The organism is Paenibacillus azoreducens, from assembly GCF_021654775.1.
Classification (GTDB): Bacteria; Bacillota; Bacilli; order Paenibacillales; family Paenibacillaceae; genus Paenibacillus_AQ; species Paenibacillus_AQ azoreducens.
This window is the reverse complement of the sequence record NZ_AP025343.1, coordinates 4876689-4898079: the sequence shown is the minus strand read 5'-3', so window position 1 is coordinate 4898079 and position 21391 is coordinate 4876689. Positions and strand designations below refer to the sequence as shown.

Genomic DNA, 21391 nt, shown 5'->3' with positions numbered 1-21391 from the left:
TTGTGATTATAGAATTTATAATTTTTTGGGGTCCCCGCAAAGTATTTGGAATGAAGTATCGAAGCATAGGCATCGCTTTGTGGGATTATTTTGTGAATACGAAGAGGTAGAGAGGGAGATAAAGAATGGGAGAGAGTGCAGTGCTCAGACTGAAGCATCCCCAAGAGGAGCTTCCGAAAGAATTGCTGCTGCTGGCCGATCCGGACTGGGAGCAAATCGGGAAATATTTGGACCAATCAAGCTGGACGGTTGCGGAACTTGATGGGATGATCATTGGCGTTTGCGGTTTGATGCCTTTGGAGCCAGCGGTAGCCGAAATCATGAACGCTGCGGTTGATCCGGCGTATCAAGGCAAAGGTTACGGCAAACGGTTGATTCTAAGCGCTTTGGAACAGGCAAGAACGGATGGGTATAAGAAGGTTATTGTTCGTACAGGGAACTCCAGCTTGGATCAGTTGGGCTTGTATCAAAAATGCGGATTTCGGATGATCCGGATTGAGCGGGATTATTTTGTGAATAACTATCCTGAACCGATTTTTGAAAACGGGATTCAGTGCCGGGACCAGGTGATTTTGGAATGTACTTTTAATATTTAAAACTGACATATGACGACAGCTTTGGGGGGAAGAGAATTGAATGCATTGGAAGAGATGATTGCCCGGGGCGAAAACACGTTTTGGTCTTATCTGGGCTGTGAATTTGTATCTGCTGACGAAAAGGAAGTCGTGATTGCGCTCGATGCCAAGGAGCACCACACCAATTCGATGGGAATCATACACGGCGGCGTTTTGACATCGCTGATGGATCAGGCAATGGGGATGGCGGCGACTGCGGCCAAAGATCAGGACAACTGCGTGACAACCAATATCAATGTTCACTTTATGTCGCCGATGACGACAGGCAGGCTGATCGTTACCGCACGGGTTCTGCATATGGCGGGCCGATCATTGACGACGGAGGCGCGAATCCATAATGGCGAGGGGATACTCGGCTGTTTGGCGACGGCCACGTTCAGAGTCGTAAAGCGTAAATAAAAGGGAAATTTTCGTCTGTTATTTTTGCAAAAATGCTTGACATTTATTATCAATAATTCATAATGAAAGTATCAAAAAGATACTATGTGGTGATGATATGGACGAACAAGAGAAACAAGGTGAACGTTCCGAAGCGATGGCATATTCGGCTAAGGCTAAAAAATATCGTACACCGGATGGGGTGCCGGCGGATATCGTCATGTTTACGTTGACCAAAAAAGAACGGAAAACGGTGACCAAAACGCTTCCGATCCGCGAGCTGAAAGTGATGCTTATCAGGCGCAAATCCTGGCCGTTTGCTGGAATGTGGGCGCTGCCCGGAGGGTTTTGCCAAGAGAGCGAATCGATTTATGATGCCGCCAAACGCGAACTGAAAGAAGAGACCGGCGTCGATGGGGGCCATTTGGAATACCTGGGCGTATACAGCAAGCCGGGAAGAGATCCGCGCGGCTGGATTATCAGTCATGCGTTTTTTGCCCTTGTTGAAGAATGGATGCTTGAGAGCAGACAAGCTGCGGATGACGCGGGAGAAGTAGGGCTGTTTGGAATCGAGGAAGTGTTAAACGGATTGGAGCTGGCATTTGACCATAGGGAGATCATCCGGGATGCCTATCACCAGATTCAGAAGCAGATGCTTCATTCCACGATCGCCCGCCAGTTTTTGCCGGAACAATTTACGCTTAGTGAGCTGTACCAGGTTATCCAGACGGTTGTGCCTGAATTCAGCGAGCCCAACTTTATTCGTAAAATAACATCGACGCGCAGCAGACAAGGAATTCTGGAAGAGGTACGGGATGAGGAAGGCAAGCCGCTCAGCTCGAATCAATATTCCCAGCGTCCGGCTCAATTGTACCGCTTCACGGATTATGCGCCCCTTCTATCGATCTACACGTAAGGGCTGAACTACAAAGGAGGAAGCCTGCCAATGCAGACAGCAGGACTGGCATTACATACCGACAAATATCAGATCAATATGATGTATGCGCATTGGGTCAACCGGTCGCATCACAAAAAAGCGGTTTTTGAAGCCTATTTCCGCAAGCTTCCGTTTGGCAACGGTTATGCCGTATTTGCGGGGCTCGAGCGTATTGTGCATTATATCGCAAGTTTGCGGTTTACGGACGAGGATCTGAAGTATCTTTCCGAGCAGGAAGAGAATTATGACACGGCTTTTCTGGAGGAATTAAAACAATTCCGGTTCTGCGGCAATCTCTACTCCATGAAAGAAGGCGCCCTTGTTTTTCCGAATGAACCTTTAATCCGCGTGGAAGGAACGATCATGGAAACGCAGCTGGTCGAAACCGCACTTTTGAATTTCATGAACTTCCAAACTTTGATTGCAACCAAGGCTTCGCGCGTGAAGCAGGTGGCGGTTGGAGATACGCTGCTGGAATTCGGCACCCGGCGGGCTCAAGAAGAAGATGCTGCGGTATGGGGCGCGCGTGCGGCCTATATTGCCGGCTTTGACGCCACATCCAATATGCTAGCGGGACAGATGTTCGGGATTCCTACGAAGGGGACCCATGCCCATTCCTGGGTGCAAAGTTTTCCTTCAGAACAGGAAGCGTTCGATACGTATGCCAAAGTGATGCCCGATGGCGTAACGCTGCTGGTTGATACGTTCGACACGCTGAAAAGCGGCGTCCCCCATGCGATTGTTACGGCGAAAAAGCTGGAGAAGGCAGGCAAGAAAATGTCGGCTATACGTCTGGACAGCGGCGATCTTGCATATCTGTCCATACAGTCGCGGAAAATGCTTGACGAAGCCGGTTTGCCGTATGTCAAAATCGTTGCTTCCAATGATTTGGATGAAAATACGATTTTGGACCTGAAAGCCCAGGGCGCGAAAATCGATACTTGGGGCGTCGGCACCCAGCTAATTACGGCAGCGGACCAGCCCGCTCTCGGGGGAGTATACAAACTCGTCGAACGCGAGGTTGACGGCGAGATGATTCCCACGATCAAAATTTCCGGCAATCCGGAGAAGGTATCCACGCCAGGCAAAAAAGACGTTTACCGTATCGTGGACCGCATCAGCGGGAAAGCGATCGCCGACTACGTGATGTTCCCGGACGAAGAACGTCCGCATGACGGTATGCGGTTAAAGCTGTTTCATCCGCAGCATCCATATTTGCATAAATACGTAAAAAATTACGACGCCATTCCGATGCTGGAGCCTATTTTCAAAAACGGGCTGCAGGTTTACTCGCTGCCATCCTTGGGAGAAATCCGCAGCTACCATCGTGAACAGATGAATCTTTTTTGGCCGGAATATTTGCGCAAGCTCAACCCGGAAATATATCGCATTAATATCAGCGAAAAAGTATGGGAGCTAAAGCAAAAGCTGATGGCCGAATACATGCAGGTTGAGGAATAGAATAAGAGATCCGGTTATGGAGAGCATGGACTTCTTCATCCGGGTCTCTTTTTGCTTGGATGATTCAAATCCTATGGAAAGCTGAAGGCACTTATTATTTCCCGGGAAAGCGCAAAAAAGCCAGAACTCGAACCCGTCAGAAAAACGTTCATGTCTGCGGTTTTTAACAGTCTTTATTCATTTTGTTTTGTATAATAAGCATAAATCCGATGCATGAGAGGAGCAGTCTACAAATGGAACAATTTTTAGCATATATGGTTCGCCGCGACGGAGCGGAGTTAACGGGTCAGATTGAGAAAAGAACGCTTGATGATTTGCCGGAGGGCGATGTATTGGTTAAAGTCCTTTACTCCGGCGTCAATTACAAGGACGGGCTTGCCGTTTCGCCGGAAGGGAAAGTTGTTAAGGATTACCCGATCGTGCCGGGGATCGATCTTGCAGGCGAAGTGGCCAAATCCGATCATCCCGATTTTCGGGAAGGGGATTTGGTCGTATGTACGGGCTACGGCCTTGGCGTTTCCCATGACGGCGGTTTTAGCGAATATGCGCGTATTCCTGCTGATTGGCTCCTTCCGCTGCCGGAAGGTTTAAACCCGCGCGAAGCGATGGGGATCGGTACGGCCGGGTTCACAGCTGCGCTTTCCGTCGATAGATTGCTGCACTCCGGCGTTTCGCCGGAGTTTGGTCCCGTATTGGTTACCGGTGCGACAGGCGGCGTTGGCAGCTTTGCGGTCGATATTTTGTCCAAGGCAGGGTACAGTGTTACGGCCAGCAGCGGCAAATTGGAACAACAAAAAGACTGGCTGCTGAGCCTTGGTGCCGCTGACGTAATTGGCCGGGACGAAATCCAAGCCGCCATCGCAGGTCCGCTCGGCAAACAACGCTGGGCCGGTGTCATTGATCCGGTTGGCGGGCCGCATCTGGCACAGTTGTTCAAAAGCATCCGGTACGGGGGCGCGCTTGCGCTTTCCGGGCTCACTGGCGGCACGGGCTTTGAAGGCACCGTCTTTCCGTTTATTTTACGCGGCGTGGAGCTGCTTGGGATTGATTCGGTGTATTGTCCGAAGGAGCGGAGGCAGCGTATTTGGAGCAAACTGGGGCGGGATTGGAAGCCTGAGCGTGCTTTGGCCAAAGGGATCCATGAAGCCGCCCTGCAAGACCTGCCGGAGGTGCTTGAGACCATCCTGCAGGGGAAAGCAGTGGGCAGAACGGTTATTCGCCTGGCATAAAGCGGCATATCCGTCTGCTGCATAAAGCGTTTGTAATGTTGGTATTCTAACCCCATATCATACTGTCTTCCGCTTGAAGCGGCGTGAGGGGAAGGGATGAACCAACATGAACAAACGGTTAGCGCTGCTGCTGGCTTGCGTGCTGCTGGCTGCCACGGCCGGCTGTAACAAACATACCGTCATCAAGAAAGAAACCAAACTGTATAATTTCGATTCTTATTCCGAAGGCAATATCCGTGCGAAGTCCCAGGGTAAAGGTCTGAACGGGCAGCTGATCAACGAGATGAAGCAGATATTCAGGGACAAAAAAATTCCGCTGACCCATGAAACCTATGCCGAGGACGGGCGCGGCAATATCAGCTACATTTTTTATCTCAAGGGCAATCCCCGGCAGTATATTACCCTTCATGTGTTTAGCAGTAAAGAGGAACGGATCGCGCGTATTCGTAACTGGTATGGAGGAGAGCATCGGATAGATACGCCGAAATCCCGCACGACCATTTATAGCCACAGTCGGGCGTCCTTGATTTATACGTCATCGGGAAAAGACAAAGGTATCTACGAAAAACAGGTTCACGAGGTGTTTAATTCCTTGATTGGTCGCATGCAGTAACTGCCCAATGAGGTTATATCTAGAATGGAAGTCTCATGTGACACTCGAATATGCTCCTGTAAAGAAATAGCGGCACAGGGAATGAACCCTGCGCCGCTATTTTCTTAAGATTATAGAATTTATAAATTTTCTTGCTACGCTGAACAATTCTATAATCGCAAGAAAAACATCCGCTAAATGCGGTCTGTCTTCCTAGAAAGTACGTCGATAGACGTTTTTCTTATTAACAAAAAAATAAAATGGTGCTGCTCTGTGGGGAAGATCTTGCCGATTTTCAGTGGGTGTTGGAGCGTCACTTTCTCGGGTTATTTTTTGTAGATCTCCCGCATCACGTGGCGCAGCTCGGGTATGATGAGCCGCTCCATTGCCAGTCTAACCGCTCCCGTGGAGCCCGGTATGGAGAAAACCGCAGTGCTGCCGGATGTTCCGGCAATAGCACGGCTGAGGATCGCGGCAGGTCCGATATCTTCCGTAAAACTCAGGTATCTGAAAATTTCCCCGAACCCCGGCAGATGCTTGTCCAGCAGCGAAGAAACGGCTTCGTAGGTGGTATCTCTAGGGGAAATACCGGTTCCTCCCGTTAATATGACAGCTTCTACTTCCGGATTTCCCGCAGCTTCATGAATCAGCTCCCTGATGCCTTCATAATCGTCTTTGACGATGGTATAACCGGCAATCCGGTAACCGGCTTCTTCCAATAGGGATTTAGCCAACCGGCCTCCGGTATCGGTCTCCGGGGTGCGTGTATCCGATACGGTGATCACCATGCAGGATACGGTGTCAGGCGCTTCGCTGCGGTGCTGGTCTACTGATCTCATCTTGTTATACTCCTCTCCCTTTGAGTGTGTCTTTTTAGGATAGTCCTTTGCACGCCATCATGCAAATGGCAGGTCCTGAACCGCTGCTGTTGCGGCGAAGCCGGGGGTGTAGTACACTTTGCTAAAAACAGATGATTCATCAAAGCGATCTAGAGGAGAACGATATGACGAAGCAAAAGACAACGCCCATTTACATATTATCCGGTTTTTTGGGGAGCGGGAAAACCACCCTGCTTCAGCAGCTGGTATCCCATTGGCAGGCTCAGGGGCTGCTTCCGGCCGTAATTATGAACGAAGTTGGGGACGTCAATCTGGACGGGCTGCTTGTTCAGGAGCAGGTACCCATGACGGAAATGCTTAGCGGGTGCATTTGCTGCTCGATCCGCGGCGATTTGAGCATGGAGATTGCCGGCCTGATTGAGAGGGAAGATCCGGATGTGATCGTCGTCGAAGCGACGGGAATCGCAAATCCGATGGAAATTTTGGATGGGGTGACCGAAGCGGCTTTGTACTTGAAAATTGATCTCAAGGGCGTTATTACGGTCGTCGATTCGGCTCATCTTTTGGAATTGTATCAACAGCAGAAAGGAAAAACCTTCCGCTTGATGCAGGAGCAGATCCGCACCGCGTCCTGTCTTATATTAAATAAAACCGATCTGGTCAGCCCGGAAAATAAACAGCTGCTCGGAACCGTCGTTTCGCAGTGGAATGCCTATGCGTCTGTGCTTCCGGCCGTCCGCTGCGATGTCGATCTGTCTGCGGTTTTGGAGGCGCTTGAAGCAGAAAACCCGGCTGGGAATAACTCCGGCGCATTTTCGATCCCTGAGGATGGTTTGGAGCAGAACGCTGCAGAACATCATCATCCGGCGCATGATCATACGCACCATCATACGCATGACCATGTTATGGTCTATACCCATTATTTAAATGGTCCTGTCGATAGCGGAGAATTTGAGAACTTCATTGCGAAGCTTCCACGGGAGGTTTACCGGGCCAAAGGCGTGTTGACGTTCAGCGACACCGCAAGCCGCTTTTTGTTCCAATACGCCTTTCGGGAACCTGATTTTTTGCGGATTACGCCGCAAGGAAACGTGCCGGACGTGGTTGTTTTTATCGGGGAGCATTTTTCCAGATCGGAGCTGGAAGAGGGCATGCGGGTACTTGAACAAAGGGAGCAGTAAGAGGACCAGCCGCTTTCGGGTTTTTCTTCGCGAAAACATGGCTTGATTTATAGAGCATGGGATGTGTATAATATTGAAAATTGAATGTCTGGGATCGGGAGAGTAAGGAAGGGCGAACATGAACAGCGAGCCGGGGCTGGTGGAAGCCGGTACATGTTTCCTTCGTGAAGCGCACCCGGGAGATGGCGGGTCCAAAACTTTTGTTGCATAAAAGTCGGTAGGTTCGTCCGGATAACCCCGTTACAGGTTATTGAGGGAAATGCTAATAAGGACTGATGTGGTCTTTGTTTCGTTTACTTAGAGTGGTACCGCGGGAATATAAGCTCTCGTCTCTATAATATTGAGACGGGGGCTTTTTTGTGTAAGGGAAAGGGCTCAACTGTCCAGGACTAATTTCAGTATTGAGTCAGGGTAAGACCGCTTATTTTTCAAAATAGACAGAGAGGATGATCATAATGCTGCAACAATGGGCCGCAGATGCGCTCAAAACTTATGTACCGCTGGAAGCCGATCAAATTATGGGGCTGCTGGAGATTCCGCCTTCCGCGCAAATGGGGGATATCGCTTTTCCATGTTTTATGCTTGCCAAACAGTTTCGAAAAGCCCCGCAGGAAGTAGCCAAAGACATTGCCGGATCTTTCAGCCATCCTGCGATTACAGCCGAGGCCGCAGGCCCGTACATCAATTTGAAATTTGATCGTGCCCATTACATTCCGCTGATCATGGATGAACTGGCCACGGAAAACATTCCGGATACCGGAAAGGGGAGGAAGATCGTCATCGATATGTCTTCCCCGAATATCGCCAAGCCGTTCGGCATCGGCCACCTCCGCTCGACCGTGATTGGAGCGGCCATATACAATATGTATAAGCTCGCCGGTTACGATGTTGTCAGCGTTAACCATCTCGGCGATTGGGGGACACAGTTCGGCAAGCAAATTGCCGCCTATAAGAGATGGGGGGATGACAACGCTATTTCCGAAGACCCGATTGGAGAGTCCCTTAAATTATATGTTCGTTTTCATGAGGAAGCCGCTGAAGACGAGACGTTGGAGCCGGAGGCAAGAGAGTGGTTCCGCAAGCTGGAAGCCGGTGACGAAGAGGCACGGAGACTGTGGGCATTTTTTGTGGAAGTCAGTTTGAAAGAATTTAACCGGATGTATAAGCGGCTGAATGTGAGCTTTGATTATACGCTTGGGGAGAGCTTTTACAATGATAAAATGCAGCCCGTCGTAGAAAGCTTGAAAGAAAAAGGATTGCTGGAGGAAAGCGACGGCGCTCTGGTGGTCCGTCTGGATGATGAAGGCATGCCGCCATGCCTGATCCTGAAGAAGGACGGAACCACTATTTATCCGACAAGGGATCTGGCTACCGCGATCTACAGACATGATGTGATGGAGGGAGAACGCCTGCTGTACGTGGTTGGAAATGAGCAAAAGCTGCATTTTCAGCAAGTGTTCTCGGTATTGCGGAAGATGGGGATGGACTGGGCCGACAGCTGCATCCATGTGTCTTTTGGACTCATGAAATTCGAAGGCAAAAAGATGTCCACGCGGCGCGGCAAAATCGTTGTGCTTGAAACAGTGCTTGATGAAGCGGTGGCCCGGGCGCTGGCGATTATAAATGAAAAAAATCCGGATCTGGAAAATAAGGAACAGGTGGCGAATGCCGTAGGGATCGGCGCGATTATTTTCGGCGACCTCAAAAACCACCGTCTGAACGAAGTGGATTTCTCATTGGAGGAGGCTTTGAGTTTTGAAGGGGAAACAGGCCCCTATGTGCAGTACACCTATGCGAGAACACAAAGCGTGCTGACCAAGGGGGCGGCAATGGCTGGAACGGCGGGCATCACAGCGAATTCAGCCCTGCCCGGATCGGATGTGCTCGGGGATTCAGGCTGGGAATTGTTGAAGTTGCTGACCCGGTTCCAGGAGCAGCTTCAGCGTGGCCTCCGCAACCATGAGCCTTCCGTTTTGGCGCGTTATGCGCTGGATGTGGCACAATCTTTCAATCAATTTTATAATAAGGAAAGAATTGTAACAGACGAAGATCAAGTCAGATCCGCAAGATTGAATTTGACGCGTCTGGCAGGATTGTCCCTGTCGCGGACGATGCAATTGCTTGGAATCGGGACGCCGGAACGTATGTAAGAGAACGAATAACGGAAGGGGAGTCTTCATTGGTGCTTGAAGAGGTCAAACCTCAAAAACCCGAAGGTTTGGTAACAATCCAAAATGCGGATAAAGTATATGGACGGCGCAAGGTTCTGAAGGATATTTCACTGACGGTAGGCAGCGGGGAGTGCATCGCGCTCGTGGGCAAAAACGGGTCCGGCAAAAGCACGCTGCTGCGGCTGCTGGGAGGCCTTGCCCATCCGACATCGGGCATTCGGTCGGTTCGAAAGGGGAACCTTTCGACCGGCTATGTGCCTGAAAGATTTCCCCAACTACCCTTTACTCCTCGAGAGTTTCTAATGAGTGCGGCCGCGGTAGGGGGAATGGACAAGCCATCGGCCGAGCAAAAGGTATCAGGCTTGCTGCAGCAGCTTGATATGGAACAATATGCGGATGTGCGGATGAACCGGTTTTCTAAAGGCATGCTGCAAAAGATCAACCTGATCCAGGCGATGCTACAACGTCCGGATTTGCTGCTGCTGGATGAACCGTTGTCCGGTTTGGATGTGAAAGCGCAGGAGAAACTGCTCTATTTGCTTGCAGCCTTGAAACGAAAGGGTACCGCGATCGTGATGTCGGTCCATGAGTCGAAGTTGATCGAAGAGATTGCGGACAGAGTGTTGTTGATGAAAGACGGTCAGGTTATAAGGGAAAATCGCGGGGATCAGGATATAAAGGTGACCATTACGCGAATCGTTATGATTGGGCCCGACCCCGGCGCGGCCGCACTTCTTGCAGAGCATCCCGGCATTATCCATTACACGGCACATCTGGATACATGTGAGATAGAGGTTTTGTCCGATGCGGTTGATGAGGTGCTGCGCCGGATTTTGGACAGCGGCGGCTCTGTGATTTCGGTCATTCCCGCCGGAGGCATGGATGTGCATCTGGCGGAAGTGGCTAACGAATGAGGCAAGCTGAAGGAGGAATACTAATTGTTCGCTTTAACCCGTTTTTTACTGCAAAGTTATACGCGGAAGCATGCTTATTTCGCAGCATTTGCGGCAACCTTGATCTCCATGGGCCTGCTTTATAGCTATAAGCCGAATCCGGTTATGGACAGTTATGCCGTGACTTCCGTATTTTTGTTTATCGGTTCTGCTTGGATTGCGCTCAGTTTTCTGAATCATGCCGGTCCGCAGCAGGAACAGCTGCACATGATACATATCGGAAGCATGAGAAAGTATTTGCTCAGCCAGATTACGGCTTTGATCATTCCCGTTATTTTACTTACCTTCATTTTCATATTGTATCCTATTGTTTTTCGGATGTTTGGCGAGCCGGTCCGTTTTCACGAGCTTATGCTTGCGATATGCGGACATCTGGTGATGGGGATCCTTGGTTTTGCGCTGGCGCTTTTTTGCCAAAAGGGGCTGATGGCTAACGGAACGAGGGCGACATCGATTTTGCTGATCCTGATTATTGTGTCGATCGCGGCGAAATCCCTTACCGGTTTGCTTCCGGAAGCGCTGGCATGGCTGCGCTGGATTTTGCCTCCGGTATCGCTGATGATGAACGGTTTAATGAACAGAAAATCCATTCCGACTTATGAAGTTTGGGGGACGCTTGGTTACGGATTGTTCTACTTTGCGGTCCTGGTTCTTGTTTATACTGCAATTTCCGTTCGCAGAGATGCTAGAACTTAGGTTTTTAAGGGAACTGCTGAAACCAGAGACTCTTCCGGCCTTTAACGGTTGATGATTTACGGTGCATCCATTAACATGGAAGTAGAAGATTGTCACGTTGTGATGGACGGGAGGGGTATATGAAACAGACGCGAATTTTGGACAGCGATCATTCGAAAGAATTATTTGCCTATTTTGGACTTGCGGTGTATTATTCGCAGGCGCTTGAGCAGCAGTTGGTCAATTTACTGGTACTGATGAAAATTTCGCAAGGCGATATTCCTACCGAGGAAGACCTTGTCGATATATATTACCGGAAGTTAAGCAATTCACTGGGGCAGCTGGTCCAAGAAATACAACATCATTTCCCTTTTACTCCGGAAGAGACGGCACAGTTGAAAGATGTATGGAAGCAGCGGAATTATATCGTCCATGATTATTTCAAGGAGCGGATTCAGGAAACTTTCAGTCCCGCAGGACGGTCGAGAATGATCCGCGAATTGAGCAGTTTCAAGCGGCAGGCCCAGGATTTGGAGCGCAAGCTGCAAAAATACACGAATGAATTGTATGCCAAGCTCGGACTCGATCAGGAAGCGGAGGATATGACAGGCAAACAGCCGGATGTCTGAAGGGGGCGGCACACGGGTAGTTGAACAGTGACATTATGAAATTGATTCTCGAGTGGCTTATTTGATTTTTACAAAATCCTCAAACATACGAAACCTTTGCGAGATAATCCCCGTCTGAGAGGATGGAGGTGAGTGAGTATGGGAAGCAAGAAGAAATGGGCGGCGTTTCTGATTGCGGTTGGTTCCTTGACGGCAGCATCATACGCCGATGCGTTTTCGGATATTTTGGACCCGAATCAGGACCAAATCGCAACATACCTGCAAACGAAAGGCATTATTCACGGTGTATCCGAGGATAAATTTGCCCCGTCGGATTCGCTAACGGCTGCACAGGGGATTCAGATGCTCGTCAATGCGATGAACCTGCAGGCCAAACATAAAAGCTCGTCCGTATCCTCCGGCCATGAAGCCCCGAAAGCCTGGTATGCCGAAGCTGCGGGGATTGCCGCTGACAACGGCCTTACTGTCGAATCTATTCGCGACTGGAACATGAAGCTGACGCGGGAGCAATTTGCCGGGTTGCTGGAACAGGCGCTTTCGGCAGCCGGAATATCCCCGGTCGCCCACAAATCTGCAGCTGTGGCGGATGAAAGCCAAATTGCCCCCGAATACCGGAATGCGGTTCAATCTCTGCTCCTGGCCCAAATCGCAGCGACGGATGAGCAGGACCGTTTCCAACCGAAACGGTATATTACGCGTATGGAGGCTGCCGAAATGACGTACAATGCGATCAAGTATTATCATGGCTCCGATGATGGGCAGGGCTCGGAAAGCCAGGACGACGATGTTTCCGTTCAGGTGGAAAAGGTTAACGATCAAGTCAATAAAATCGTGTTGTTCAAATCCGACATGCCTAATCCGGGTTACGGGATCATGATTGACCGCATCGAATTTTTGCCCGGGCAAAAAGCGATAGCTTATTATCATTTTACGACGCCCAAACCGGGAACGATGTATCCGCAGGTCATATCTACCGCCAAAGCTTCATTTTATGTGGACAGCCAGTTCAAAGTCAGCGTGAAAAAGAGTTCCGGGCCGGATGGATCGCAAATATCCATTCCGGGGATCAATCCGATAAATTCCAAATAACATACGGGCAAGAGACCCTTTCTCCGGTTGCGGGGAACGGGTCTTTTTTTGAGCTTTGGGGTCCCCCAAAAATATTTGGAATAAACAATCGAAGTATAGGCCTCATTCAGTACTTTTGCTCCGCAAAAGCGCCCCTCTTTGAGAGGCGCCCTTACTTCTTTCCGATACTCTTTGTGGGGCTATTTTGAGGCTGAAGTCCCGTTTTGGCCATCCGATGTTATAAAATCTGTTAAATGTATCAGATTTCGTTGACGAAGCAAATAGTTTTTTCTCCTTGCAAACGATTACAATGTTTAGCAAGGAGGGGAGCATATGGCGCAGCTCGCAGCGATTACAAAAGAAAAAGCCGTCAAAAAAAAGCGGGGAGTCGCTTACCGGATGATCAAACAATGGGATATTCAGCTCATGGTCATTCCGGCACTGTTATTGATTTTTGTTTTTTCCTACATACCGATGTACGGTGTTTTAATGGCGTTTCAAGATTATAACCTGTTTGAAGGTTTTTGGGCGAGTCCATGGGTAGGTTTTAAGCATTTCAGCATGTTTTTTCACTCGCCGGAGTTTTGGTCCATCATCCGCAATACGATTATCATCAGCTTATTGAAGTTCGTCATCGGATTTCCGGCGCCGATTTTTTTGGCACTGGTTTTGAATGAAGTGCGGCATATGGCGTTTAAACGGGTGATCCAAACCGTCAGCTATCTTCCGCATTTCCTGTCCTGGGTTATCGTCGCAGGTTTTACGATGTCGATCCTGTCAACAGATAACGGGAGCTTGAACATTTTGCTGCAAAAGCTGCATCTGATCAACGAGCCGGTCGGCTTCCTCGGCAAAGCCGAATATTTCTGGGGCATTCTGGTTTCCACGAACGTGTGGAAAGAGATCGGCTTTGGTTCCATTGTATATTTGGCCGCCATCGCGGGGATCAACCCGAGCTTGTATGAAGCGGCGGCAATGGACGGGGCGGGGCGGATCAAGCAAATATTCATGATCACCATCCCTTCGATCATACCTGTCATTTCCATCTTCATGATTTTGGCGATCGGAAATCTGCTCAGCGCAGGTTTTGAAGACATCCTCTTGCTCGGATCGAATCCGGTGCTGCGGGATGTGGCCAACGTAATCGATACCTATGTTTATAGGGTGGGGATTACGAATCAGCGATACTCGTACGCGACGGCCGTCGGTCTGTTTAAAGCCGTTATCAGCGTCGGAATGCTGACTTTCGCCAATATGTTTGCCCGGAGATCCGGCAACAGTCTGTGGTAAGACTCATGATTTCGAAGATATGGCAGATGACAGGGAGGCTGCAAGCAAATGCATAGTAAAAGCTTTGGCGACAGGATGCTCGATGTGTTTGTATACGGTTTTTTGATCCTGCTGGGTTTCAGCACCTTTTATCCGTTTTGGAACGGGCTGGTGATATCGCTGAACGACGGCATGGATACCGCGCTTGGGGGCATTACCTTTTGGCCGCGGAAGTGGTCGCTTGAAAACTATTACGTCGTTTTCCGGGATAATCGGATTATGAACGCTTTTATGGTCAGTGTCGCGAGAACGGCGCTCGGGACCATCTTGTCCGTGCTTTGTACCGCGATTTTCGCATACGGCATGACGAAAAAGGAGCTGGTCGGCCGCAAGTTCTACATGGTGATGTGCATTGTCACGATGTATTTCGGCGGCGGACTGATTCCGACATTTCTGGTGATCAGAGGCCTCGGGCTGATGAATACCTTCTGGGTGTTCATCATTCCCGGTTTGATCAGCGTATGGAACATGATTATTTTCCGGACTTTCTTTATGGGGCTGCCGGACGGGCTGGAAGAATCGGCCAAAATCGACGGCTGCGGCAACTGGTCGACTTTTTTCAGAATCATTTTGCCATTGTCGGGTCCGGTTATCGCCACGCTTGGGCTGTTTACGGCCGTGGCGCACTGGAACGAGTGGTTTCTGCCAAGCATTTATATTACGAATGAGAAGCTGCTGCCGATCCAGTCCATGCTGCAGCAAATTCTCAGCACCAATATCATGACCGAGCAGATGTCCAAATTGGATTCGGCGGCCCAGAGCCGGATGACAGCGATGAAAAGCGTGACGACCAAATCCTTGTCCATGGCGACGATGATGGTGGCGACGCTGCCGATTATTGCGGTGTATCCATTCGTGCAGAAGTATTTTGTCAAAGGCGTGCTGGTAGGATCACTTAAAGAATAGGGTTTAGAGCCTTGCGCTTTAAACATCAGGATTCGCTAGAATTCTGACATAGATCGAAATTTAAGGGAAAAGGGGTTAGATTGGATGAAAAGTTGGAGACGATCGCTGATTGTGACACTGGTCTTCTTGTGTACAACGGCCGCCGCGCTTTCGGGTTGTGGCAGTAAAACAGAAGAGAACAAAACAGCCGGGGAGACAAATAACAATAACGTGAAAGCAGAAGAAAAAGCGGAAAACAAAGAAGGCTCCGGTTCCAAATTCGAGCTGGGCAGCGAACCTCTTGATTTCACCTTCTACGGCCATTACGACTGGTATACGATGCCGTCATGGGGCGCTGATGAAGCGAGCAAGTGGATTAAGGAAAACAAGAAGGTGAATATTACGGCCGTCAATTCCGGGGGGAATGCAGCCCAAAAATTGAACACGATGATTGCTTCGAAAGAGCTTCCGGACGTGATTTGGACGGACCGCGGCACCGATGTCGAACGGCTGCGCGCGGCAGGGATGCTGGTATCATACGACGAGTATTTGGATAAATATCCGAATTTGAAAAAATGGGCAGGCGATTCCACGCTGAACATGCTTCGCTCAAGCGACGGCAAGCTTTATCAGTTCCCGAACTGGTATACTTCCCAGCCGGCAGGCAATGCGGGTTACCTGATGAATAGTAAAATGTATAAAGAGCTTGGCTCGCCGAAGCTTGAAACAACCGATGATTTATACAACTATTTGAAGGCCGTAAAGGCCAAATATCCGAATGTCGTGCCGTTTGAACCGGATTTGGCCAAGGACGGACAAGGACTCGATGTTCTTTACAGCGCATTTGGCGAAGACCATCCTCCGGTATTCTTAAGAGAAAGAGCGATACCGAATGGCGATAAATTGACTTCGATTTTCCAGGATTCGGCATTCCGCGAGTCGATGCAGTTTGCATCGAAGCTGTTCCGCGAGAAGCTGATGGCGCAAGACGCGCTGACGCAAACGAAAGACCAGGTGCTCGAAAAAGCATATACGGGACGGTTTGCGATCGCCGCCGCCGCCAGCCCGACCGAATACGGAAGCAAAGGCGATGTGGAGCTGAAGAAAAAAGATCCGACCGCCGGTTATGAAATGATCTGGCCGGTGCATAAGGAAGGCCTGGACAAAAACAAGATTTGGACGGGCAGCTACAATCAGCTCGGCTGGAACGTCGCTTTGATTACCAAGTCGGCCAAAGACCCTGAGAAAATCTTCGCATTCCTTGACTGGCTGACAGGCGAGGAAGGAAGCCGCGTTATTATGTGGGGACCGGAAGGAATCCTCTGGAAAGGAACGGACGAAGAGGGATATCCAATCTTTACGGATACGTATACGAACGACATTGAAAGACGCGCGAAAATTATGGACGCAACGGTTAACCTGCAGTGGAACGGCAACACGGTCTATATCGACAAATCCAAAATGAAATTCGAAAAGACGCTCCCGCCGGAAAAACAAAACTGGGAAAGCCGTTATCAATCGGAAATCACTTGGAAAACGCAATATAACGCAACGGCATTCGTCAACCTGAACCCGATGCCGGATTCCGAAGAAGGCATTATCCAGCAAAGCGTAGATGAGGTTTACTCTGAAGCAAGAGCCAAAGCATTGTACGCGCAAAGCGATGAAGAAGTGCTGGCCATTTTGGATAAAGCGGAAAAAGACGCAATGGCCGTAGGTTACGATAAACTGCTGGCGTTTAAAACCGAAAGATGGCAGGAGAACTTGAAAAAGATCGGCGCGAAATAGAAAAAAATGGTATAATTGTTATGAAACCAAGCATGCAAGCCGTCCCTAGGGGCGGCTCATGCGTTTATGCGGCGAAATCCATGTACATTGGCAATTCACATTTTTGAGGTCAGGAGATGATTTCATGTATAAAACTTTAATTGTCGATGATGAAATCCTCGATTTGGAGGGGATGCGGACCTTCATACCTTGGAATGAGCTGGGCATGGAGGTCGTGGGTGCCGTCAATAATGGCTTCGAAGCGATGAATGTCATGGAAAGAGAAAAGATCGATGTCCTGGTTACGGACGTACATATGCCCAGCATGACCGGACTTGAACTCGTCAAGAAGGCCAAAGAATTGTACGGGCGCATCAAAGTGATTTTTGTGAGCGGATACCAGGATTTTAATTATGTAAAGCAGGCGTTATCGCTAAATGCGTACAGTTATGTCTTGAAGCCGATGGACGATATGGAACTGATTGAAGCTTTAAAAAAAGTGGTCAAAGAGCTTGATCTTGAAAAACAGCGCGAGCGAACTGAGCAGGCATACAGGCAAATTGCCAAAAATGAATATCTGCTGCTGCTGCTTGAGGGAATAATCTCGGAAGAGACGGCTTCAATTTTATTGGAAAATTACGGATTGAAACATGTGAATTGGCCGATCCGCGCCGCTGCGCTCGAAATCGACGATTGGGCCTGGAAACTGGACCCTCTGCCCGAACATTTGAAGCAGGATTGGATAAACCGGTTTTACGAATCGGCGCAAACAGTATTTAAGGCCGAAGGCATTGAGCATATTTGCAGAACCTCCAAACAACGGATATTTTTATTAATCGAAAACGGAATGAATGAGCAGAATCTTGAATCGGTAATTCAGCGCCTGCACGAGCTGCATCCGTTCTCCGTAACCGTTGGCCTGGGGTGCAAAGCGGATCATCTGCTTAAGCTGCGCGAATCCTACAGCGAGGCTCTTACCGCACTGGAGTATAAACTGATTGTCGGTAAGGGCAAGGTTATTGACCACAGCCGGCTGGAGTTCGAGGGCGAGACGGAAACACAAACGACGGAACTACCGCTTGAACCGCTTGTGAACGCTGTTCTTCATTACGACCTGGTCAAAATCAGCGATGAAGTGGACCAGCTGTTTACGGTGGCCGCCGGGATGAGGTCAAAGGTACAGATCCAGTTTTTTGTTTTGGATATTTGGATGAGGCTGGAGGGCCAGCTCAAATCGATCAGCGACAATATGTTCCAGGCACTTCAGCATGATGGATTAAGCAAACCCGATATCATGCTGCAGTATGAAACATTGGATGACATCCGTTCGTGGTTAAGATACAGGTTGTTCAGCGCCGCCGAAATCATCCAAAATAAAAAACAAAAGAAAAGCGCGAAGATCGTTGAGGAAATGATCCGTTACGTCAAGCAGCAGATCCATGATAATATCACGTTAAAGGAAGTAGCCGATCATCTGTCCTTTTCCCCCAACTATTTAGGCATGTTGTTTAAAGAGGTTACAGGCACGAATTTTAGCGAATATGTCATCCAGTTGCGGATGGAAAAGGCGGGAGAGCTGCTGAAGGACCCGCGGATTAAAATTTATGAAGTGGCGGATCGGGTAGGGTACCGCTACATGCCGTATTTTAGCCGCCAATTCAAAGAGGTGTTCGGAATGACTCCGGGCGAATTCAGGAGAAAGATGTAAATATGGACAATGACAACCGAACTGGCCTGAGCAAGAAAATGTTTTTGCCATTTGGCATGAAGCTGTTCATCTCCTATTTGGTTCTGATTATGGTTCCGATTTTTATTTTTGGATATATGGCCAATACGATCCTGTTAGATATGTACGAAAAGCAGATGAATTCCAATCTGAGCGGAACTTTGGCACAAATCCGCGACAACATCAACTACAAGCTTGCTGATACCCAGCGTCTGTCGGATATCCTTTATTTTGACGAGAATATGCCGCTTGAAATTATGAGATATGAAGAAGGTTGGGTCAGCTACCAGACCACAAAAAAGATGCTCATTCCTAAATTTCGGCAAACGGTGGATTCGACCAACCGGAAAATTTGGTTAAGCGTGTATTTGAAAAATGAAACGCTGCCGGAAATCTATAACAATGATGAACCGGATACAGATGTTCTTGCCAAAGGGAAACACTGGGAGCTGTTTCATTTACGGCGAATTGAGAACAAACCTTGGTATAAGCAGTTCCCGCAAGAGGATTATGGGAAAACGGTTATATGGCAGCAGGTGGAGGATGACAGCAGGTTCGGCAGAATCTCTTTGCTGCGCAGACTGGTAGATACGCGGAACCCGACCAAGCTCGAGACGATCGGATTTATGCGGATCAGCGTATATCTGTCCGAAATATTCGAAAGCGTAGATACGCGCAAAATCGGCAGCGGCAGCATGCTGCTTATTCTGGATGAGGACAACCGGATTGTTTATGGTTCCGGCGATCATGTCCCGGATTTGCATTCCGATTACAGGCTGATGGATACGTCGCGGTTTACGGTGCTCGGCGAACAAGTGCCCAAACTGAATTGGAAACTGACGGCGCTGGTGCCTGATACGATCATTCAGCATGAAACCCGGAGGGTCAACTTGCTGACGCTCGTGATTTGTTTGGCCAGTTTCGTGGTCATTTCGTTGGTGGCTTTAGGCGTATCGCGGTTTTTTTCCAAGCGGGTATCCAAAGTGGTTTCGATATTAAATCTGTTTCAGCAGGGGGATTTCCACAAACGGTTCCATTACAAAGGCAATGATGAATTTACGATGATCGCGGCTTCGCTGAATAAGCTGGGCGAGCAAACGGAGCATTTGATCAAAGAAGTATACGCGACGAACCTGAAGAAAAAAGAAGCCGAGCTGGAGACGCTGCAGGCGCAAATCAATCCGCATTTCCTGTATAATACGCTGTCTTCGATCAGCCGGTTGGCCAAGTTCGGACAAGTGGACAAGCAGCATCAGATGGTGATGAATCTGGCGAAATTTTACCGTTTGTCCCTGAATGAAGGGCAGACGATTATCGCCATCCATAAAGAACTGGAGCAAACGCAAGCTTACCTGGACATTCAAAAGGTGAAGTACGGGGAACGGATGGAGGTCGAATTTCAAATTGAGCCGCAAATCGTGAAGTTTGTGACCGTAAAGCTGATTTTGCAGCCGTTTTTGGAAAATGCTCTGCAGCATGCTTGGCGTGGAGACCGGATTTATATCCGGGTCAGCGGATGGCACGATGCGGAGACCGATTCGATCGAATTCGAAATTATGGACGATGGCAACGGCATGAGCAAGGATACGCTGCAACAGGTCAACTCCGCCATGGATTCCGCCGGGGCGGTGCGCAGCTCCGGCAGAGGCAGGGGATACGGAATCCGCAACGTAAACGAACGCATCAAGCTGTATTTCGGCAAGGAATACGGAGTGCAGCTGTTCAGCAGGCTAGGTATCGGGACAACGGTCCGCATCCGGATTCCGCTCCGGCATGTCCAGCAGCAGCAATCTACCGAGCCGCCGGATACGAGATGGACCGGATAATGTTTGGGATATTTGAGAGATAAGCCGATATCGACAATAAAAGGACGGCCCCGTCACCCCGGATGGATATTCCGGGATGACGGGGCGTTCCGTCATGTTGGGCCTTGTATTTTCGTGCAGCAGTAAGCGGAATCCGTGAAGAAATGCGGCTCAGCCCTTTTGGGAATCCGAGGAAAGATCCAGCCAGTCCAGTTCCTCACGGGTGAGCCTGATACGCGAGCCTTCTAGGCAGGAATGAAGCTCGTCGGCGGATTGGGCGCCGATGAGGGCACAGGTCGGAAACGGTTGATTCAGGACGTATGCGAGCGCAATCTGGATCACCGTGACGCCGCGCTTTGTCGCCAGCCGTTTCGCCCGCTCAAGCCTTTCCCAGTTGTCGTCATTGTAAAAGACTCTGACCAGGTCGGCATTATCGCGGATTTCAGGCGTAAATCTGCCGGTAAAAAAACCTCTTGCCTGGGAAGACCAGGAGAACAGCGGGAATTGCTTGCTTTCATGCCAGGCGCAGGTTTCATCATCCGCTGAGACACAGCCCGGCCAGAACGGTTCGTTTGCTTTGGCCAGGCTCAAGTTAGGACTGCTGAAGGTGAAGCCCGACAGACCTTTGTCGTCCGCGTAATCATTGGCTTCCTGAATCCGCTTCCAAGTCCAATTGGACACGCCGATCGCGCCGACGATTCCGGATTTGACATATTCGTTTAAGATTTCGATAACCTCGCCCGCAGGCACGGAAGGGTCATCGCGGTGGAGCGCGTACATGTCGATAAAATCGGTTTGCAGGCGCGCCAGGCTCGTTGTGATGTCATGGCGGATCGACTCCTCGTCGACACGCGGGCCATGCTGGTCGTGATGGGCGCCTTTGGTCAGGATCACCCATTGATCCCGGTTATTCCGTTCCTTCATGTAGCGCCCGATGACTTCCTCGCTTTCGCCCCCGCAATAAATATGCGCCGTATCTAAAGAATTGCCGCCTCCGGCCAGAAAAGCATCCATATTCGCAGCGGCTTTCTCATAGCTGCGGTGAAAAAAGTAGTCCGTACCTTTCATAAGCCGGGACACAGGTTTTTTTACGCCTTGCACGGATAGATATTCCATGGATTTCCTCCTTGA

The 21391-nt window shown here is 49.5% G+C and carries 19 protein-coding genes and 1 other annotated feature; of the genes, 17 read left to right on the top strand and 2 right to left on the bottom strand.

Annotation, left to right across the window (positions count from 1 at the left end; all coding sequences use genetic code 11):
• The first annotated feature begins 125 nt into the window (after positions 1-125).
• The 6 genes from L6442_RS21545 (at position 126) to L6442_RS21520 (ending at position 5253) form a co-directional block, all read left to right on the top strand.
• Positions 126-596, top strand: a complete 471-nt coding sequence (locus L6442_RS21545; RefSeq protein WP_212980211.1) for a GNAT family N-acetyltransferase — start codon at positions 126-128, stop codon at positions 594-596.
• Positions 597-632: 36 nt separating this feature from the next.
• On the top strand, positions 633-1034 hold the full coding sequence (locus L6442_RS21540; protein ID WP_212980210.1) for a PaaI family thioesterase: 402 nt from the start codon (positions 633-635) through the stop codon (positions 1032-1034).
• A gap of 97 nt (positions 1035-1131) precedes the next feature.
• On the top strand, positions 1132-1929 hold the full coding sequence (locus L6442_RS21535) for an NUDIX domain-containing protein (protein WP_228100914.1): 798 nt from the start codon (positions 1132-1134) through the stop codon (positions 1927-1929).
• Positions 1930-1959: 30 nt separating this feature from the next.
• Complete coding sequence (locus tag L6442_RS21530; protein ID WP_212980209.1) at positions 1960-3411, top strand: nicotinate phosphoribosyltransferase; 1452 nt, start codon at positions 1960-1962, stop codon at positions 3409-3411.
• Positions 3412-3644: 233 nt separating this feature from the next.
• Positions 3645-4640 (top strand): acrylyl-CoA reductase family protein, encoded by a 996-nt coding sequence (locus L6442_RS21525; protein WP_212980208.1) that lies wholly within the window; start codon positions 3645-3647, stop codon positions 4638-4640.
• A gap of 106 nt (positions 4641-4746) precedes the next feature.
• Positions 4747-5253 carry a hypothetical protein gene (locus L6442_RS21520; protein ID WP_212980207.1) on the top strand — a complete coding sequence of 169 codons (507 nt, stop codon included), beginning with the start codon at positions 4747-4749 and terminating at the stop codon, positions 5251-5253.
• 305 nt (positions 5254-5558) lie between these two features.
• On the opposite strand, the gene L6442_RS21515 is transcribed toward L6442_RS21520, so the two are convergent.
• A complete protein-coding gene (locus L6442_RS21515) occupies positions 5559-6071 on the bottom strand; it encodes a MogA/MoaB family molybdenum cofactor biosynthesis protein (RefSeq protein WP_194230431.1) in 513 nt (170 codons plus the stop codon).
• A 164-nt stretch (positions 6072-6235) separates the two neighbouring features.
• On the opposite strand from L6442_RS21515, the gene L6442_RS21510 reads away from it, so the two are divergent.
• The 11 genes from L6442_RS21510 (at position 6236) to L6442_RS21460 (ending at position 20281) form a co-directional block, all read left to right on the top strand.
• The gene (locus L6442_RS21510) at positions 6236-7252 is read left to right on the top strand and encodes a CobW family GTP-binding protein (protein ID WP_212980206.1); all 1017 of its coding nucleotides are present in this window, start codon (positions 6236-6238) and stop codon (positions 7250-7252) included.
• 81 nt (positions 7253-7333) lie between these two features.
• Positions 7334-7589 (top strand) — a binding site (T-box leader).
• Between the two features lie 118 nt (positions 7590-7707).
• The gene (gene argS / locus L6442_RS21505) at positions 7708-9402 is read left to right on the top strand and encodes an arginine--tRNA ligase (protein ID WP_212980205.1); all 1695 of its coding nucleotides are present in this window, start codon (positions 7708-7710) and stop codon (positions 9400-9402) included.
• A 32-nt stretch (positions 9403-9434) separates the two neighbouring features.
• A complete protein-coding gene (locus tag L6442_RS21500; RefSeq protein WP_237100403.1) occupies positions 9435-10337 on the top strand; it encodes an ATP-binding cassette domain-containing protein in 903 nt (300 codons plus the stop codon).
• Positions 10338-10361: 24 nt separating this feature from the next.
• A complete protein-coding gene (locus L6442_RS21495) occupies positions 10362-11072 on the top strand; it encodes a hypothetical protein (protein ID WP_212980203.1) in 711 nt (236 codons plus the stop codon).
• Positions 11073-11191: 119 nt separating this feature from the next.
• Entirely contained in the window at positions 11192-11680 is a 489-nt protein-coding gene (locus L6442_RS21490; RefSeq protein WP_212980202.1) for a hypothetical protein, read from the top strand.
• 138 nt (positions 11681-11818) lie between these two features.
• The gene (locus L6442_RS21485; protein ID WP_212980201.1) at positions 11819-12769 is read left to right on the top strand and encodes a protease complex subunit PrcB family protein; all 951 of its coding nucleotides are present in this window, start codon (positions 11819-11821) and stop codon (positions 12767-12769) included.
• A 378-nt stretch (positions 12770-13147) separates the two neighbouring features.
• Entirely contained in the window at positions 13148-14038 is an 891-nt protein-coding gene (locus tag L6442_RS21480; RefSeq protein WP_373871839.1) for an ABC transporter permease, read from the top strand.
• Positions 14039-14086: 48 nt separating this feature from the next.
• Positions 14087-14983, top strand: coding sequence for a carbohydrate ABC transporter permease (locus tag L6442_RS21475; RefSeq protein ID WP_212980199.1), 897 nt, complete (start codon positions 14087-14089; stop codon positions 14981-14983).
• A gap of 84 nt (positions 14984-15067) precedes the next feature.
• On the top strand, positions 15068-16750 hold the full coding sequence (locus tag L6442_RS21470; RefSeq protein ID WP_212980198.1) for an extracellular solute-binding protein: 1683 nt from the start codon (positions 15068-15070) through the stop codon (positions 16748-16750).
• A 124-nt stretch (positions 16751-16874) separates the two neighbouring features.
• A complete protein-coding gene (locus L6442_RS21465; RefSeq protein ID WP_212980197.1) occupies positions 16875-18437 on the top strand; it encodes a response regulator in 1563 nt (520 codons plus the stop codon).
• Positions 18438-18439: 2 nt separating this feature from the next.
• Entirely contained in the window at positions 18440-20281 is a 1842-nt protein-coding gene (locus L6442_RS21460) for a cache domain-containing sensor histidine kinase (RefSeq protein WP_212980196.1), read from the top strand.
• 150 nt (positions 20282-20431) lie between these two features.
• On the opposite strand, the gene L6442_RS21455 is transcribed toward L6442_RS21460, so the two are convergent.
• A complete protein-coding gene (locus tag L6442_RS21455; protein WP_212980195.1) occupies positions 20432-21376 on the bottom strand; it encodes an aldo/keto reductase in 945 nt (314 codons plus the stop codon).
• Positions 21377-21391 lie beyond the last annotated feature (15 nt).